The 17025-nt window shown below is 64.5% G+C and carries 14 protein-coding genes; 10 read left to right on the plus strand and 4 right to left on the minus strand.

What is annotated here, in order from left to right; genetic code table 11:
• Nucleotides 1-64 precede the first annotated feature (64 nt).
• Both ABD262_RS19340 and ABD262_RS19345 read left to right on the plus strand, forming a co-directional pair.
• The gene (locus tag ABD262_RS19340) at nucleotides 65-1342 is read left to right on the plus strand and encodes a glycoside hydrolase family 3 N-terminal domain-containing protein (RefSeq protein WP_344139847.1); all 1278 of its coding nucleotides are present in this window, start codon (nucleotides 65-67) and stop codon (nucleotides 1340-1342) included.
• A gap of 176 nt (nucleotides 1343-1518) precedes the next feature.
• Nucleotides 1519-3006 (plus strand): TIR domain-containing protein, encoded by a 1488-nt coding sequence (locus ABD262_RS19345; protein WP_344139850.1) that lies wholly within the window; start codon nucleotides 1519-1521, stop codon nucleotides 3004-3006.
• A gap of 187 nt (nucleotides 3007-3193) precedes the next feature.
• On the opposite strand, the gene ABD262_RS19350 is transcribed toward ABD262_RS19345, so the two are convergent.
• Together ABD262_RS19350 and ABD262_RS19355 are read right to left on the minus strand one after the other, a co-directional pair.
• Nucleotides 3194-3742 (minus strand): hypothetical protein, encoded by a 549-nt coding sequence (locus ABD262_RS19350; protein WP_344139853.1) that lies wholly within the window; start codon nucleotides 3740-3742, stop codon nucleotides 3194-3196.
• 90 nt (nucleotides 3743-3832) lie between these two features.
• The gene (locus ABD262_RS19355; RefSeq protein WP_344139856.1) at nucleotides 3833-4489 is read right to left on the minus strand and encodes a hypothetical protein; all 657 of its coding nucleotides are present in this window, start codon (nucleotides 4487-4489) and stop codon (nucleotides 3833-3835) included.
• Nucleotides 4490-4989: 500 nt separating this feature from the next.
• Between ABD262_RS19355 and ABD262_RS19360 the strand changes: the two genes are divergently transcribed.
• Complete coding sequence (locus ABD262_RS19360) at nucleotides 4990-5688, plus strand: DnaJ domain-containing protein (RefSeq protein WP_344139859.1); 699 nt, start codon at nucleotides 4990-4992, stop codon at nucleotides 5686-5688.
• A 224-nt stretch (nucleotides 5689-5912) separates the two neighbouring features.
• On the opposite strand, the gene ABD262_RS19365 is transcribed toward ABD262_RS19360, so the two are convergent.
• Nucleotides 5913-6665 (minus strand): DUF6308 family protein, encoded by a 753-nt coding sequence (locus tag ABD262_RS19365; RefSeq protein WP_344139862.1) that lies wholly within the window; start codon nucleotides 6663-6665, stop codon nucleotides 5913-5915.
• A gap of 2132 nt (nucleotides 6666-8797) precedes the next feature.
• Here ABD262_RS19365 and ABD262_RS19370 point away from each other — a divergent pair.
• From ABD262_RS19370 to ABD262_RS19400, 7 genes are all read left to right on the plus strand, one after another.
• A complete protein-coding gene (locus tag ABD262_RS19370) occupies nucleotides 8798-9112 on the plus strand; it encodes a hypothetical protein (RefSeq protein ID WP_344139865.1) in 315 nt (104 codons plus the stop codon).
• 395 nt (nucleotides 9113-9507) lie between these two features.
• Nucleotides 9508-9873 carry a hypothetical protein gene (locus ABD262_RS19375; RefSeq protein WP_344139868.1) on the plus strand — a complete coding sequence of 122 codons (366 nt, stop codon included), beginning with the start codon at nucleotides 9508-9510 and terminating at the stop codon, nucleotides 9871-9873.
• 481 nt (nucleotides 9874-10354) lie between these two features.
• Nucleotides 10355-11272 (plus strand): hypothetical protein, encoded by a 918-nt coding sequence (locus ABD262_RS19380; protein WP_344139871.1) that lies wholly within the window; start codon nucleotides 10355-10357, stop codon nucleotides 11270-11272.
• 268 nt (nucleotides 11273-11540) lie between these two features.
• Nucleotides 11541-11843 carry a putative quinol monooxygenase gene (locus tag ABD262_RS19385; protein WP_344139874.1) on the plus strand — a complete coding sequence of 101 codons (303 nt, stop codon included), beginning with the start codon at nucleotides 11541-11543 and terminating at the stop codon, nucleotides 11841-11843.
• A gap of 41 nt (nucleotides 11844-11884) precedes the next feature.
• Entirely contained in the window at nucleotides 11885-12637 is a 753-nt protein-coding gene (locus ABD262_RS19390) for an AraC family transcriptional regulator (protein ID WP_344139877.1), read from the plus strand.
• 357 nt (nucleotides 12638-12994) lie between these two features.
• Nucleotides 12995-13729, plus strand: a complete 735-nt coding sequence (locus ABD262_RS19395) for an alpha/beta fold hydrolase (RefSeq protein ID WP_344140066.1) — start codon at nucleotides 12995-12997, stop codon at nucleotides 13727-13729.
• A gap of 212 nt (nucleotides 13730-13941) precedes the next feature.
• A complete protein-coding gene (locus tag ABD262_RS19400; RefSeq protein WP_344139880.1) occupies nucleotides 13942-14328 on the plus strand; it encodes a hypothetical protein in 387 nt (128 codons plus the stop codon).
• Between the two features lie 603 nt (nucleotides 14329-14931).
• Here ABD262_RS19400 and ABD262_RS19405 read toward each other — a convergent pair.
• On the minus strand, nucleotides 14932-15879 hold the full coding sequence (locus tag ABD262_RS19405; RefSeq protein WP_344139883.1) for a hypothetical protein: 948 nt from the start codon (nucleotides 15877-15879) through the stop codon (nucleotides 14932-14934).
• Between the last annotated feature and the right edge of the window lie 1146 nt (nucleotides 15880-17025).

Here is a 17025-nt window from a genome sequence, read left to right on the forward strand (position 1 = left end):
CGCGCCTCCCGTGCGGTTTCGTCGCGGTTTCGTCGCGGCTGGGCCACCGGGATAGGTTCGGGCCGTGACTGAGCACCCGGCCCGCCACGCCCGTGTCGTCGTGGCCGGACTGGCAGCGCTGGCCCTGACCACGACGGCCGCCTGCGACTCGGGCGCCCCGGGAGCTGGACCCATCTCTACGGGCACGGGCACGGGCACGGGCACGGGCACGAGCAGCGGGTCCGGGAGCTCCACGTCATCGTCCAGCCCGAGCTCCAGCTCGTCCTCCTCGAGCTCGTCGAGCTCCACGACCACCGCCACGCCCTCGTGTGGGCAGCGGCTGGCCGAGGCGATGACCCCGGCGCAGCGCGCGGGCCAGCTGCTGATGGTCGGGTTGCAACCCACCGGCAGCTCGCGCGCACTCGCAGCCCAGGTGAAGAAGCAGGGCCTGGGCGGGGTGATCTTCCTGGGTGGGTGGTCGAACGGCGCGACGTCGATGGCTGCGATCTCGACTCGGCTGCAGGCCGCCGCCGCGGACGGCCTGCTCGTCGCCGCCGACCAGGAGGGCGGCCAGGTGCAGCAGCTGCGCGGGTCGGGGTTCACGCGGATGCCCTCCGCCCGCACCCAGGCCCAGTCGGGCGTCGGCACCGAGCAGAAGAACGTCGAGGCCTGGTCACACGAGCTGAAGAAGGCGGGGGTGAACATCAACCTGGCCCCGGTCGCGGACACCGTGCCCACGTCGCTCGGAGCCGCCAACCAGCCGATCGGCCGCTACCGCCGCGACTTTGCGCCCGGCTCCCCCAAGACCAATGCCGCGTATGCCGCGGCGTTCGTCCGCGGCACCCTCGCCGCCGGCATCGCCCCGACCGTCAAGCACTTCCCGGGGCTCGGCCGGATCACCGGCAACACCGACGTGACGACCATCGGCATCACCGACCGCACCACCGACGCCGACGACCCCTACCTCGCGCCGTTCGCGGCCGGCATCAAGGCGGGCGCGCCGCTGGTGATGATCTCCTCGGCGCACTACCCGAAGCTCGACGCGGACAACCCGGCGATGTTCTCCAAGGCCATCGTCACCGGCCTGCTGCGCGACAGCATGGGCTTCGACGGCGTGGTCATCACCGACGACGTCGGCGCGGCCAGGGCGGTCTCGGCGGTGCCGGTCGGTCAGCGCGCGACCAGGTTCATCGCGGCTGGCGGCGACATCGTGCTGACCGCACGGTCGTCGCAGGCTCCGGTCATGCTCAAGGCGATCGCGGCCAAACGCGCGGCCAGCCCCGCCTTTGCCGACCAGGTCGACGCGGCCGCGGCACGGGTGCTCGACCTGAAGGCCGACCTCGGCCTCGTGAAGTGCAGCTGACCCAGGCGAACGGATAGCGCTTCCGCCACGCCACGTACACGACGCCGGCTGCCGTCATTCCGCCCAATATGGGCGCCCCCGAGCTTCGGTGGAAGTGCGTCGGCATGGTTCAGCGACTGGCGGCACCCCCGGGGATACGGCGGACGCCGACGCGGCTGGTCTTGTAGCCTCGCGGCGTGACGTTGTCTACGGGGCCCGTGCTTCGGCTCGATCAGGTGTTCACAATCAATGGCGTTCCGGAGGTGACCTTCGTTCAGCCGAGTCGATGGAACACGCTACTTTCAAACCTCCAGACTCCCGGGCGGGGCCTGGTGATCGAGGGCCCTTCGGGTATCGGAAAGACAACGGCCGTCAAGCAAGCGCTTGCCCAGCTTGGCCATGCCGGCGCTGCTCAGATCCTGTCGGCCCGCCGCGCCGCGGACCTCGAATTGATCCGGCTGCTCCCCGAGATGAACGGCTTTGGCTTCGTGGTGGTTGACGATTTCCATCGCCTCGACGATGCCGTCAAGGCCAGCCTGGCGGATCTACTGAAGACTCTGGCGGACGATGAGTCGACCGACAGCAAACTGGTAGTAGTCGGTATCAACCGCGCAGGCGAGACATTGATACATCACGCCCCGGATGTCGCGAACCGCCTCGATCGGCTCCGCATGGAAGTAGAACCGTCCGCAAAGATTGAAGAAATGATCGCAAAGGGCGAGGCAGCGCTCAACGTTTCCCTCCGCTCGCGGGACGGAATTGTGGAGGGTGCTCATGGCAGCTTCTACTTGGCACAGCTTCTCTGCAACGAAGCATGTTCAGGCGCGGGGGTGCTTTCGGCATCTACAAAGCACGTCAATATCGATCTCCCGTACACGACTGTGCGCCGAAACGTTGTTGAACGTGTCAGCGCCGTCTTTGACCCGGTCTTCACGAAGTTTGCTCGAGGGACGAAGTTCCGACCGGGTGGTCGGGCCCCATACCTCCAGATTCTGACGTGGCTCAGCGAGGCTGATTCTTGGACGATCGCGCTCGACGAGGAGATGAGGCAGCATCCCAAGGCACGCGCGAGCGTGACTGTGGTCATGAAGAACGGTTACCTTGCGAATCTCGTAGCCGATCCAGATCTGCGCGGCGTGTTCCACCTGGATGAACAGACGAAGGTGCTGGCGATCGAGGACCCGCAGGCCGCCTTCTACCTTCGCAGCCTGAGCTTGCCCGACTTCGCTAAGCGGGTGGGGTTTCGCAGCGTCGAGTTCACTACGAGCTACGACGTTGCTCTGTCTTTCGCTGGTGAGGACCGCGCGATGGCCGAGGCCCTCAATGACGAGCTTGAGGAGCGTGGCCTCGTAGTGTTCTACGACCACACCGAGCAAGCGCGGATACTTGGCGAGGACCTCGAGCGGTTCTTCGAGCCCATCTACTCAGCTGAAGCGGACTTTGTCGTCGTCGTCCTTGGCCCCTCCTACGGGCAGAAGCGCTGGACTCGGTTCGAAAGCGACGCTTTTGAAGAGCGGTTCGATCAAGGGCACGTCATTCCCATTTGGTCGACCTTGGTGCCGGAGGTCATCTGGGACAAATCCAAGACACGTGGTGGGATGACATTCGATCCAGCCGGCGATCTTCGATCGCAAGCCTCCACGATCGCAGAACTCGTGGCTGAAAAGATCACATCCGCCAGTTGAAACGTCCCAACGAGCACGACGAGGCGGCGGCATCCGCGCGACCAACACAGCGTGTCGAGCTGCCGCAACCACACGTAGTGGGTGAGCGCTTGAGGCCTCCGCCTGGGTTATGCATTTGTCGATCTGTGCTCGTCAACGGCTGCAATGCGCCCGTTTCCACCATGACGATTCGCACGATCGCACGGGGCTAGCCATCGGCGCCCGCCCGACGCAGTCGCTTGCGGATGCGGCTGGGCTGCCGAAGGCGGCGTGGCTGGTCAAGCCCTCGGCGGAGCCATCGGCGACCTCGGGCATCGACGAACTCGAACTCGATTGCCCAGTCGTATTCGTTGAAGGGCTCGTCTGAGTGAACTTCGTAGAGCTGTTGTGATCTCCCCGGCTCTAGGGACTCGGCGGCGTGAGCAGTGATGTACCCGAAAACTGGGTCATCCCAGGCCCCCGGCCGACCGGCAACGCGACGGATCAGCGCTTGGTAAATGTGCTGTTCTGAGTAATTGACGGCGCTCAGCGTGAGCACGTGGTCGGTGCCAGTGCCGCCCGAATAGGCCAGGTCCTGGGAGTAGCACGAACGCCCCGGGAGAACTTGCCGGGCTTGCGAGGCCTCGTCATCCCGGCGGTCCGCCTGCTGCCGCGCGAACACCAAAACACCGATCAAGAACGCGGCGACTGTCCCAATAGCTGCGAACGCTTCAGCCCATGACTGCGCCAGGTTCATGCCCCAGAGTTCAGGTTCCACGCGGCGACCCTAGGACAGCATGTCCATCCAATCCTCGACCCACGCCCGGGCGGATCTTTCGCGGTGCGTCCCACGGCCGCGATCGGGCCCCTACCGAAACCGGGAAGTCACCTCAATAACTCCGGCGCCCAGGAGGTACTTCGACAATTCGACGACTACGTCATCGGTGACAACTTCGGTGCCGGCGCCGAAAGTGGTGGGCAAGTCCCACGTGGTCGGGTCGATCAGGCTGTCACGATAGGCCCTCTTCATCGCTGCCTCGGCCGCCACGACCTGTTGGAACGGTGCCCTCAGAACACTTATGGGCTCACACCCTCGCCGCAGGTGTGCTTTGACGCGGTTCGCGTCTCCATGCCCAAACTTCAGCAAGCCTCCGATCCTCACGAGATACAGGTACTGCGGCTGTCCGGCCTTGGCCCGATGGGTGCGTGAGACGGGCTCTGGAGGGCAAACTCGGCACTCCGTTCGGGCCAGGGACAGCTTCTGCACGGTGCCGCAATCGTCGTGAGACGCCCAGGTCCCGTGGCTGCGAGACGGATCGCGATACCCCCAGGGCATGCCGGAAACGTCAGTCGCCAGCACCGTCCAACCTGGCCGTGCGTAGCTCTCTTCCGCGTTGGCAAGGAAGACAGTGGATTCGGCTGCGAGTGCGTCGCTTCCGGTGATAGCCCGCGGGTCGGTCCCGAAGAACACGGCGAGTTCTCGCCGGACCCCTCGCTGTCGAAGCAGAGATTTCATGTCGGCCATGGTGTCCGCATCCAAGTCCGTGCGATCGTCGAGACAGATGGGGCATCTAGTGCGCCAACCAGGGCGGCACGCACGGGTGGTTCCGCAGGCGAGGCACTGCCAGATGTCGACGGCAGTACCACTGGGCTGGGCCCGTAACAGTCGCATCTGACCGTCCACAAGCCGAGCGCAATCTCGACAATGAGCCATCCAAGCGATGTCAGGGCCGCGCGTGCCGCTACTGGCTCGCGCCCCCAGAGTGACTCGACAGTTGGCGCAGACGCGGCTCATGAACTCCACTCTCCCGCGCCGTGCCCTGTGCCGCCCGACTTCGCCGCTCAGCGATCGAGTCGCGTCTTACCGCCGCCGAGGTTGTCTCTCCTGCGCGGCCGAAAGCGGACCGTGCAAAGCCCCACAGACCCGGTGCGTCAGGCAACACAACGGACTTTGTGACCAGCAGGTCCTGAGGTTGGCCGTGCTAACTTCCCAACACGGGTGGCGGCGTCCGGTCAGGGGGCGGCATGGAATTTGAACAGGACTACTACGCGTTGTTGCAGCTGTCGCGAACGGCGGACACCGCGACGATTCGTGTGGTTGTGCGCGAATGGAGGAAGCGCACACACCCGGACCGAGGCGGTGACGCTGAGACGTTCAAAGCGATCGGTCAGGCGGAGGAGATCCTGTGCGGTCCGCGACGATCCGAATACGACGCCTGGTTGCGGTCTCTCGACTCCCGGCCTGCTCCCTCGCAGACCGCGCCAGGAGCTCCAGCGCCAAGGCCGCCTGAGCCGGGACCGACGTCTGGTTCGGTGGAGTTCACCGTGACGCACATGTCGGGTGCCTCGTTCACCGTGGGCGGTGAACGCCGTGAGTTCAACACCCCTGAGGAATTGGCCGCGGCGCTGCGCGGATCGGATGCCCACCAGACCGTGTCCGTGACGCCAGCCCAATGGCGAGCCGGGTTCGCCGTCAAAGTCGCGCACGACGGGTCGTTGTTGCATGTGCCAGCGCAGGCTGCACCGCAGCTGCGGTGGGCTCGTCGTGGCTATCGCGGACTGCTCGGTGGCGCGCCTGGAGATCTGCTGCTGACGGTCTACGTCGTTGCGCCCGTACCGCCGGCTCAGAGGCCGGGAGTCGCGTATGCGCCGCGGCAACCACACGCAGCTGCACCGCCTTCGGTGACGCGGCCGCAGCGTAAGGGCCGTTCAGCGGTCGGATGATTCTTCTCCGGAGCCTTGAAGGTGCTGTTCTCGCTCGCCCTGCTCGCTCTGGCGGTCGCGTTGGCGTGGATTTTGTGGCAGTCACAAGGATGAGTACGAACAGCGAGCTATCTCGGCGATCTTCCGGCGCCAGCGGTTCCCTCGGGTGCGCGACCGCTCATTCTCGAGCCACCAGAACCTCTGGGGTTGCGTCATTCCGCCGCGAGGGCGTCTGAGCCAAGCTGCTACCTCGTCTGCGGGGCATGGTCGGAGTCAAACGAATCACCGTCGCGGGGGCGCTCATCCCACGAGGCGGCTGGAGCATCGCCCTTTGAGTTCCACGCCACGATGTCGAGAAGTCGGACATCACTGAGGTGTCCTGGTCCTTCAACGGCACTCTGTAGGACGCTGAAGGCGACAGGTTGGTTTGCGATGTCGTCCCGAATTGCCTCGGTGATCAGAACCATATAGTCGGCCCAAGAGCGACCCTTCTCCACGGGGACTGGCGCATCGTCACCGACATAGCAAGCGCGCACCCAACGATCGTGAAGAACAACAGAATGCGGTCGCTTGCGGTGCAGGACCTTGGACAGAGTCGTCCCGCTGACACCCCACGGCCGAGTGGTTGGATCGTCCAGAACCCCGTACAACGCATGCACAGCCGGGCGAAGCTCTTCCCGATCTGCTACCTCGGCCAGTGGCGTGTCAAGACGAGGGTCGCTTAGCGCCTCTTCCAGCCGACCTCGCACGCTCTGCAGTCCGTAGAACGACCTGATTTTCACGGGCACATTCAGCAGCCCGGGGGCCAGCAAGTCGCCGTCCGTGAGCCGGCTTGGTTCGGTGGTGCCTCCGTCGAAGCGGTCGTAGGCAGGAAAGGCATATGGGTGCTCGCTCACCAGGTTGTGTGCCGTGTGGGTGTATTCGCGGACCCAAGTCGCGGCGGTCTCAAGCGGAATCAAAGCTCGACCAACCCTGATGTCCTGCGTTTGCGCCGTCATGGTTCGCACGGTATCGATCAGACGCGCTTGACGGGCGAGATGACGTTCATGTGCCGAACCCACACGATGGCTTGCCCGTCCCGAAAGGCGAGCTCTCCGCTGACGATGACTGCGTCCCCAGGCGAGGGCCGCTCGAGTGTTGCCCAGGCCCGAGGAAAGACGACGCAACGCAATCGATGTCCGCGCCACTCCCCCTCGAGCACGGGCCCAAGGCTGTCCGGCCTTCGTTGACTTGAATTCGACGAACTTCGTGCGCAAGGAAACGCTGACAGCGTTGCCATCGGATTCCTCCGCGAACAGGTCGCTGGGCCTTAGCGGCCGCGGCGGCTCTGACGGCACCTGGGGAAGCGGGCTGACCATGCACGAGATGATGGGCGGTACTACCGACAGCCGGCATGTACCGCTCGTCGACTCTTCTGTCACACATGCCAGGGTCTGCGTCACACCGCCGCGACGGACCGTGGCGCTGGCAATCAAGATTCGCGACGACACTGTCTTCAGCAAACGGGAATTCGAGGTAGCAGGACAAAGGGGCGACGACGCACTCCTCGGCTAGACCCTTGGCGCTACGAGCTCCGACGCAGGAGGCCGCCAATGCCCGCGACTAATAGGGTCGTTGCAGCCCAGCCCAAGACCTTCAGTCCGACGAACGCAGCCGCTGCCAAGCCAGCGGTCCGGTCGAGCCTCCAGCTGTCCTGCCCGCCAAAATCGATGGCCGGGATGACCGTGTCCGCCGAGTACGCAACTGGGTTGAAGCAGGACACGTCCACAGGACAAACGTCGGCTGTAACCTGTTGGCGAACGAGGTTGGAGGATGACCCTACGAATCCCGTTGCCTGAAAGTGGGTCTGTTGCGACCAAGCAAGAGCCGTGCCAAGCAGGACCAGTGCGAACAAGACGGCTACGACGCGAAATGGGTAATACCCGAAACCGATGATTTGACGCGACCACCGGCGCGGGTCCCACCGTCTGTGCTTCCGAGCCAGCTTGACCTGTGCTCGATAGCGCACGGCTCGCGCGTCTCGTGGGCGTCCAGCTCGCTCATAGAAGTTGGCTAGGTCCCACATCACCGACACGGGAACCGCGTTGGTGTCGCCTTGCTCCAGCCATGCAAGCCCTTGCTGTCGGCTGCTCCGGATCGGGCCGCGCAATTGAGTGAAGCTAATCCCATGCAGTCGCCAATCTTGACCAGGCGTGTGAACGACGTTCAGGCAATGGATGGTGCTAGCCACCAACCGGAGCGGGACTTGGGACTTGAAGACTCGAGTTGCATAAGCGGGATGTCGGTTGAAGAAGGCGGTCCCTCCAACGCTCAGCGCCTCGCCGTACAACCCTGACCTCGCCTCTGTCCCGTGGCTCGCTGCTTCATCGAGGGCTCCTACCAAGTGGGCGGATCCGAAATCCAGCGCTCCGGTCACTTCTCCCCCTACCAGTTCAACGGCGCCATTGAGTCTTGCGCCGCAGAACTTGAGATTCCCGTTCACCTTGATTCGCTTGGCCGAGAAGCAGGGTCCTGGGAGTCCGGATTGGCCAACCGCCCCTGACAGAGCGCTTTCGGACGCGTTGACAGTTCCGACGATGTCGGCCCCAGTCAGCACCATGGTTCCGACAGCACGGACAGGTTCGTGGCAAGCGCGTCCGCCGTCACTTGTCCTGGGCTCGAGACTCAGTCCATCTCCAACGTGGATACCTTGCGCGGCGATGCATCGGCCGTCCTGGTCGCGACCGGCATCCAGCCGACTCCCACGCAGCACCCAGGCACCCTCGACCTTGGCCACTTGGAGAAGCAGTGGTGCCGCAGCGTTCACGCCTTCCATCCTGATCGAGCCGCCCACCCTGAGCCCCCGAGCTGCCAAGGCATAGGGATCGCGATGGGGATGGTCATCGACGGCTAGGTCAGCGTCATCGAGGACGAGGTCTCCGCCAATTTCCGCCCCGACTAGGCGAATCCCAGCATTCGTCCAAAACGGCCGATTCGTTGAACCGACGCTCATTCGATTCATGAACATGGTCCCGCCCACAGAGATGCGGTCCATGTAGAGCCCGGAAGCCGCCGTTGTGGAACATTCCACTCGGGCTGCTCCGACGCTTAGCTGGCCATCGACCCGTGCACGCACTAGGCGAATTGGATCGTGCGCGGTCACTCCACTCATGAAGAGCGAACCCTTGACCGACAGACGATCAGCGCTGAGCACGGCCTGACCGGTGCGGCCCTCTGGGTGGGTGCCGTCCTCGCCATGACCGCCCGTGAAGGACGATCCGCTCAGATCGAGGGTTCCCAGAACATGAGCGTCAATCAGGTTGACATGACCTCGGAACTCACAGTTGCGAAGGCAAACGGACGTCGCAAGCCGGCAATGACTCAGGTCGAGCGGCCCTTCGACAATGGCGCCGTCAATGTCGACCTTCCGACCCTCGGGCTTCGTCTCGAGAATGAAGGCTCGTAGGTCGTCTGCGCGAATTAGACGATGCGGCGCTCCCAGGAGGTGCCAGGTCGAGCCAGATGCCCCGCGCGCGCGGATGTCCTCCAGACCTAGCGCTGCGCCGTGCCCCGTTGTAGGCATGGAATGAGAATGCCAGACGCCTAAGCGCGACTCCTGACAAACGCAGATCCTCCGACTGGCCCGCCTCGCTTCCGACGGTGTCCCGTGTACCGGCTGCATCCTCCGCACACCTGCAAGCGTCAGCGGGGTGAAGCTCCGCCTGCAGCCTTCGTCTACCCAGGGGAGATGAGTCGTGCGCCTCTGGTCCTAGGTCTTTCCGCCGCCTGTCGGCTGCGCCATAGAGGTCCCCTCATAGCAACAAGCGCCCGCAATCCACTGCGCGTGTGAGACTCAGTTGCATGCGTGATGCCCCTCCGACTGCGAGCGAGTCGGCCTTCTTCGAGCGATTGAGTGCCTTGGTCCCGGAGGCTCAGGACTGGTATCACGCTGACGTTGACGGAACGCTCTGGATGACCGCCTCCTATGACGACATGGTGGGTGGCGTGATGGTGGCTACCTGGCGTATCGACTTCGATGGACTCGAACTGGTCGGCGGGCGTAGTCCCGCCAACTTGAACTGGGACGACGGCGTTCGGGGGCGCGAAATTGGGATGCCGCTCGACCCGCCCCATGGCTTAGTCGTGAACTTCTGGTCGGTCAATGAGGCAGCACAGATTGCTGCGGATTGGTTCCACCTGGTGACCGAGGGGCGAGCTTGTTCGTAGCGCCCGCCCATGCCGCGATCCCTGCGGTACGTCATACCGCCGCCCGTCAACCTCGGCATGTACCTATGGCTGGGCCAAGAAGCGGACCAAAGAGTGAAGGGTCGCCGGATCGGCCTCCGCTGAGGTCTCCAGACCTCTCTAGTTTCACGATGACGTCAGCGTATGCAGTCTTAACTCCTTCGCCACCTCCCCCAACTCACGCGAATGCGCTAACTGTGAGAGGCGCGGACGTCTACGATCGGGATGGCAGTTGTCGCCCCGGGCATCAGAACACCAAAGGCTTCGGCGACTGAGAGTCATTGGGTCTCGGCAGCCCGTCTACCGATTCCCAGATCGTCCCGGCCATCCGGCGCGCGGTGTGGCGACCATCATTCTTGACTCGCAGTCTGGAGTGCTCTGGCCCCGTTCAGCGAAGTCGCCGGGGCGATCCCGCTGCGAGACAGGCCGTGGACTGCCGACCGCACGTTGGAAGGAAGCATATATGACCTTCATAGCCGTAGTGACGAGTCCGCGATTCGTGTTCGTCAGCAGTGACCTCCGCGTTACGGCAATGAAGGGAGGCATTATCACTGAGCAAAGCGACTGGGCCATGAAGACAACTCTCATGGGGAGCGACGAGGTCTTCGGATTCACCGGCTTGGCGCGGCTTGGACGTCAGCTCACTGACGAGTGGCTCGGCGAGGCGCTCGCGGGCGTCGCACCCGGGCGTCGACTCCAGGCCCTCGCCGAAGCAGCGACATCGAGCTTCAAGGACTTGAATCTGCGCATCCCGCATGCCTTTATCGGCGCGGGATTTCACTCGCAGAAGAATCGGCGAATCCCACATGCTTGGATCGTGACGAACTCATGGGATGACGTCGAGCTCCGCTACGATCCGCGACTGCTGGATTCACGCTTCGAGGTGTACTCACTCCCCATGGATAAGTCGCGGACGACAAACCTATGGAGCGTCGGCGGCGAGGATGAGAACGGGGAGGTCTCACACCCAGCAATCCAGAAGGCGAAAGACGACCTTGAACGCATCGTGCGCAGCGACTGCGGCAACCCTCGCCTCGCCATGGACAGACTCGCGCAGCTCAATCAGGAGATGACCGCCCTCGGCAAGCACATAGGCGCCAGCGCAGTTGTCACATCGCTTCCCCGCAATGCCAGTCAAAACAGCGGCATCGTTGTATGGGTTGAAGAGCCCAACTTGCAGGCAATGAACCGATTCGCAGTGAGCGTGAACTACGTCGCGGACTATCAAGGCACACACCCTGAGCGATGGCGGCAGCCTGGGCTGATCAGTGAGCAGGGGTTTTCGATGGCTGGGGTGGTATTCGCGAGGGAACCAACGGGAATTGGTCCTGATCCTCGGCGCCACAACACGGGCGCGGCTTTTGGAATCAAGTCAGATTAGTGCCTGACCGAAGCAGCCCACTCCTTAGGCAGTCGAAGCCGGTACGACCTACCGTCGCGACCAGTTTGCTTACGGCAGGGATGCCCGATGCTCCGAGTCTCCAGCCGTGCGTCATTTCGCCGCATGTCGAACATACTGATGGCCGAATCCACATCGATGCGCGGTGTGTCCGCTAGCCGTGTGTACCGGTCCGCTGCACGGAGGCGGACGGGGGTTCGTTCAGGTGAGGCTGGAACATCCATCCACACCAACAGCATTGGGAGACATCGTGTTCATCGCCATCCTCGATCTCGGGACCGCCGCACCAGACCGGCCCCGTGCCTTGGCCCAACTCGAAGCCGAACGGCCGCTCGTCCGCTCGATGCCGGGCAACCTCGCCTTTCGCGTCTACGAGTCGCGCGAGGACGACCGCTCCGTGACGGTCGTCCATGAGTGGAGTGACCAGGCGTCATTTGACGATTACCTCGCCTCTGACGCCTTTGCCCGGTCCAACGCCATTCTCCGACCGTTGGTCACCGAAGGACCAGTGAGCCGTCGCTTCCGCGCCGAGCTCGTCGAGTCCGTCGCCTGACTGGAACGACATCCCTACGATCGGTGCGTGGGAGTCCACCCGTGACCCGTGAGGCGTTCGCGTTCACCCGGTCCTTCGCACCGACCGGGCCGACCGAACTGCTCGTCGACCGGCACTACCTGTTGTGCGCCTCCCAGGGCGCGCTACGGCTCGAGGCCGAGGGCCAGCGTTGGCTGCTGCCCCCGGCCCGGGCCGCCCTTCTGAGCGCGGGACGACCAGCCACGGTCACCATCCCGCAGCCGGCGACGACCGCCTCGGTGCTCTTCCACATCGACTTCGTCCCACCACCCCCGCAGGGGCTCACTGTCGTCGACCTCGACCCGCTGGCTCGCGCACTCGTCGCCGAGTGCGGCGGGTGGCAGGAGGCGGACGAGCCGCTGCCGCCGTATGCCCGCACCATCTTCGCGGCCCTCGCCGCAGTGGTGTGGCGGCTGGCCAAGCAACCCAGCCCCGTCGTCATGCCGGCCGGGCGCTCCGCCGAGGTGCGGACCGCATTGCGGCTCACCGAGGAACGGCTCGCCGATGAGGTCCGATTCGAGGACGTCGCGGCCCAGGTCGGGCTGGTTCCGCGCTCCCTGGCGCGCCGGTTCGAGGCCGAGGTCGGGATGACCTGGCGCGCCACCCTGCGGCGGATGCGGGTCCTGCGGGCAGTCGAGCGGCTCGCAGCCGATGACACCCCGGTCACCACGATCGCCCACGACGTGGGCTACGGGTCGCTGTCCGCGTTCAACGCTGCCTTTCGTGAGCTCACCGGAACCACACCATCGGACTACCGCGCAACGTTTACCTTCTGACTCCCGCACCTATGGCCTTCGCCGAACCATCGACGCCAAGCCTGAGGCGACGCCAGACCGAATGCCCACGCCGTCGGCCACGCTCCAATCTGCCTGCCGAGACAGTCAGGAATGCACCGCGTATGCCTGCCTTTGCCACCGCGGCAGCTCCGCGGCCCATCGCATCGGAACGTCCGCTCATGCCTGCGAGCTCAGGCGGCGTCTATTCGCCGCGGATGCCGTGAAACGATTGGCGGATTCTTCCTTCCGGCCGGACGATCGGCTTGTGGTGGCCAAACCCACCGGATCCGCTTGGGATAGCGTCGCGGGGTGACGCTAAACCATGTTCGACGCGGAAGCGGAAGTCCGTTGCTACTCGTGCACGGTCTGGGCGCAGGGTGGCAGTCCTGGGCTCCGATCATCGACGATCTAGCCGAGCACCGTGAGGTCATCGCTGTCGACCTACCGGGGTTCGGTGAGACACCGTCGTTGTCCGGCGAGGTATCGATCGCGACCTTGACCGACTCCGTCGCGGACTTCATCCGGGAACAGGGGTTGGACGGGGTCTCCACCGTGGGCCAGTCGATGGGCGGCCGCATGGTGCTCGAGCTCGCGCGGCGGGGAGTTGGCGGCGACACTGTGGCCTTGGACCCTGGGGGTTTCTGGAGCGACCGCGAGCTGGCCGTCTTCGGTGCCACACTGCGCCCATCGATCGCCTTGGTCCGAGCGCTGCGCGGCGCACTGCCATCACTGCTCGCGAGCCCGGTGGCCAGGACTGTGCTGCTGGCGCAGTTGTCGGCGCGGCCCTGGGCGCTCGCTCGCGACACGGTGCTACCAGATGTGCGCGGGCTGGCCGACTCCCCCGCGACCGCAGCGGCCCTCGAGGCCTTGACGAAGGGTCCCAAGCAAGGGGGCGCCCCGGCTGGCACGGTGCCCGGCCGGGTGACGATCGGGTGGGGGCGTCGTGACTGGGTGACCCTTCCGAGGCAAGCCGCACGCGCCACGGAGCTGTATCCCGACGCGGTGCTGCACTGGTTCGAGCGATGCGGTCACTTCCCTCAGTGGGACGCTCCACGAGAAGCTACCCGACTGATTCTCGACAGCACCTCCTGAAGTCGGTTGCTTGCCCGTCGACGCGACACCAATCGCCGCCGAAGGCGGATGGCGAGCGGTTCAGGGACTGCGTTACGGCGCCGCTCGTGCCCCGCCACCTATGGGCGACTGTGTCTCGCCGGTGCGAGTAGGGGCCGTCGCGGCTTAGTAGCCGGGGAAGACCCTCCGCAACTCGATAGCGTGACGTTGCCGGTCACCCCAACGTCTGCGGAATGTTCGGAGCCGAGCCGCCCGCTGAGCAGGCGCACTACGGCCTCCGCCGGACCTTCGAATTTCGCCGTTGGGTGATCGGCGGAGTCGGACACCGTGACCACGTCGGTGATTTCAAGCGCGCCTCCCAGCATCGCCAGTCGGACTTCCTGTTCGAGTTGGTCCGCCTTCGCAGAGAACCTCAGCAGGAAGGCCAACGGTCCGCGGAAGAGCTCGACGAGGAGTTCGGCAGATTACGGGTCCACGGTCGCGAGCGGATCGACTCCGACGCACACGTCCCAAGCATGGTTGGCAACTTCATTGAGCCGCATGCCCAGCGCGACCAACAGCGGGACCGGCTCGGGAAGGAAGCCCAAGTCGATCATCAAGCCAGCGCTGCTCCGCGCTGAGCGCCTCGATGGTGTCGAGGTAGGCCGCATCATGTTTGACGAACTCGGCTGCCTGGACCGCCGGCGATGATGCGTTCCAGCGGGCCCAGATCGCCTGATTGTCCTCAGCTTCGACCCGCTCGCCTGCGGCGGTCGCGATCGGCTTGCGGCCGATTTCCGCACCGCTACCCATGTGCGAGAGCGCCTGCGCGACTCCACCCCGTCGCCCCACTAGGGTTGTTCAGATTCTCCTCGGACATGGCCGGCACCAGCGCAGCAAGGATGTCGTGGTTAGCGCGCAGTGCCGGGACGGCGCGGTCGGCAAGGGAAGTCATGGTGGAAGCAACCAAACAGACCGCAGGCTCCTTCCCACAGTGAACCCATGACGGGGTCATCACGAAGAATCGCGCCCCTGGCGCCGTGATCTCGTTGGTCCCGGCCGACGGGCGCCAGCGCGGCGTCCTTGCAGCTGCCGCGATCCGGACCGTGCGTCTAACCGCCGCGTAGTCGGCATCACGTCGCGTAGTTGAACTTGCGACGCCGACCACCCATCGCACGCACCGAGATAACGCCTTCGCAGACGTCGAAACCCTCAAACAGACAGCCGGCCTTCCAGATCAGCGATCACCCTGGCGTCGCCCTCGCTCCCAGCAGTCCAAAGCGCCCAATTGTCGTCACCGACGACGCATGCTCATGGACCGAGGTACGACCGATCACCGCGGCGTATCCCTCACTCGCCTGCGGGTCATCAATCGCTTGCACTGGCACGATGACGCAAGGATCACCTCGTGGAGACAGCTCGGTGTCAGCACTGTCGAAGGGCGTTGTGTCCGAGGTAAAGCCAAGGTTTGGTCCGCGGCTCAGGATGCCCTCACGCATTTCGTCCATCGCTGATTCCGAAAGACGGGTGGATCCGGACCCGAGAGGCGTGTTGAGTTGTTTGCTGGCGACCTCCAAGTAGAGCTCGGAGTAACGCTTCTTCGCCTCTCCCACCTGGACACGACTTTCCAAGCTCTGAGGGAGGAGGGCGCCCAGCCCGTCCTTGGCGTGGAACACCCGATTCCGCACGCGATTATGCAGTTCGTCGTAGATGTCGTGGACTGCGTTTCCGCTCCCTCCCGCGGAGTAGGTGTCAAGAGCCACGCTGTCAGCAACCGACGCTAGGGCGCGCTTGAACCACGTCTCCTCTGACTCCGCTGCGCGTCCGCGCGCGCCGACCTTGATCGGTTCGATGGCGCTGAGAATCGACTCAAGGGCGAGATAGACGTTGCGGAATGCATCAAATAGATCGTCGGTCACTTGCGACATGCGGTAATAGCGCATGCTTTCCTGCCAAGCCAAGACCGTTGGCTCTGGCTCCTCCTTGATCGAGCCATCTGGCGCGCGGACGACCGCGGTGCCGCTTGTGAAAAGGGCCGCGTCCATCCGCGCCCAAAGCCTGACGCACTTCTCCTGTGCTGATTCCCAATAGGCAATCCGGATGCCACCGGTTCCATCGAGCGACGCAGCCCCGAGGCCTCTCAATGCGAACACGTCAAGTCCTCTGTTGAGGAGTTCTACGGCCTGCGACATGACGGTTTCGTAATTGCCCCTGGCACACCTCGCAAGACAGCACCCAGGACGCCTTCACGAATCTCGACCTCGACACCGCCAGCCAATGTGGCGACGGCACTCTGCTTCGGGCGGTCACGAAGGAAGAGGACGGCACCGCCAGTACCCGCCGGGCCGAATAGTGGGATTCCATCAAACGTCGCCATGCCGGAACCCTATGCGTCGCCCAACCACCGAGTCGCTCGCTTCCCGCCGACCATGGACTTGGGGGGGCAACGTCAAGACAGCGAGAAGGTCGTCGTGCTCGCGGGAATATTCGCCCGACAGATCCTCGCGGGGCGGAGCCGGGCACCCTTGGGACACAGCCCGGCTCCGACGCGCGTGCCGTCATATCGGCCGCGTTCCGGTTTCACCAGGGCACGGACCTGAGCGAAGCAACTCGCTAGGCCCTGCGTGATACCGCCACCAGCTACTCGCCCCGGAAGCGAATGGTTTCCCGCAGAACCATCGGGACCATTCATCCGACTCAACCTCTCCGCCGAAGGAGCCTGACCCGGTTTCCCGGACACCTGATCTGAGGGGATGATCCCCTTGGGGGGACGACGTCATCGCAGGTGATGTCTCTGGTCCAGTGCTGGTTTCGCCAACGCTGTGCGCCCGGCTTGACGAGCTGAGCCAGGCGGTCGGGGTGTCATGCGTGTGGTTGACGAGTTGGAGCGCCGGGATGCGTGCCGCGTTGCACCCCTTTCTTGATCGAGACTGGCCGCTGGTACCGGAACCAATCGGCTCGCTGCTGCCCGAGCACGGATGGTGGAAATTCGCTGCGCTCGAGGCGTGGCTGGATTGCCACCCTGAGGTGAGCGAACTCGCGTGGTGCGACGACCACCTTCTCGGTGATCGCCCCGCAGCCGCAACGACGCAGCCTGACCGCTCGCGGTCTGAAGCGGCTGCTCCTGGCGCCGCGAACTGAGGTCGGACTCACCCCTGAGGACATCGACCAATTGACTGCGTGGGCCGGCGCGTAACTCTGGAGACCCGCCCACCCCTTCGAGTGGCCCGACAGCACTCGTGTCATTGCGCCGCGATACGGCTTCCGAGGTCCCCATAGCCGAGCGTCGGACCAACTAGCGCGGCCGCCAGTAGAGCGCGCAATAGCACCATGCGAAG

Origin of the sequence: Pedococcus bigeumensis (genome assembly GCF_039531795.1) — a bacterium.
GTDB classification, from domain to species: domain Bacteria; phylum Actinomycetota; class Actinomycetes; order Actinomycetales; family Dermatophilaceae; genus Pedococcus; species Pedococcus bigeumensis.

Coding starts and splice junctions, on each gene's coding strand:
- ABD262_RS19380 (WP_344139871.1), top strand. CDS start 10,355: ATGACCTTCATAGCCGTAGTGACGAGTCCGCGATTCGTGTTCGTCAGC.
- ABD262_RS19365 (WP_344139862.1), bottom strand. CDS start 6,665: ATGACGGCGCAAACGCAGGACATCAGGGTTGGTCGAGCTTTGATTCCG.
- ABD262_RS19375 (WP_344139868.1), top strand. CDS start 9,508: ATGCGTGATGCCCCTCCGACTGCGAGCGAGTCGGCCTTCTTCGAGCGA.
- ABD262_RS19355 (WP_344139856.1), bottom strand. CDS start 4,489: ATGGCCGACATGAAATCTCTGCTTCGACAGCGAGGGGTCCGGCGAGAA.
- ABD262_RS19405 (WP_344139883.1), bottom strand. CDS start 15,879: ATGTCGCAGGCCGTAGAACTCCTCAACAGAGGACTTGACGTGTTCGCA.
- ABD262_RS19360 (WP_344139859.1), top strand. CDS start 4,990: ATGGAATTTGAACAGGACTACTACGCGTTGTTGCAGCTGTCGCGAACG.
- ABD262_RS19400 (WP_344139880.1), top strand. CDS start 13,942: ATGTTCGGAGCCGAGCCGCCCGCTGAGCAGGCGCACTACGGCCTCCGC.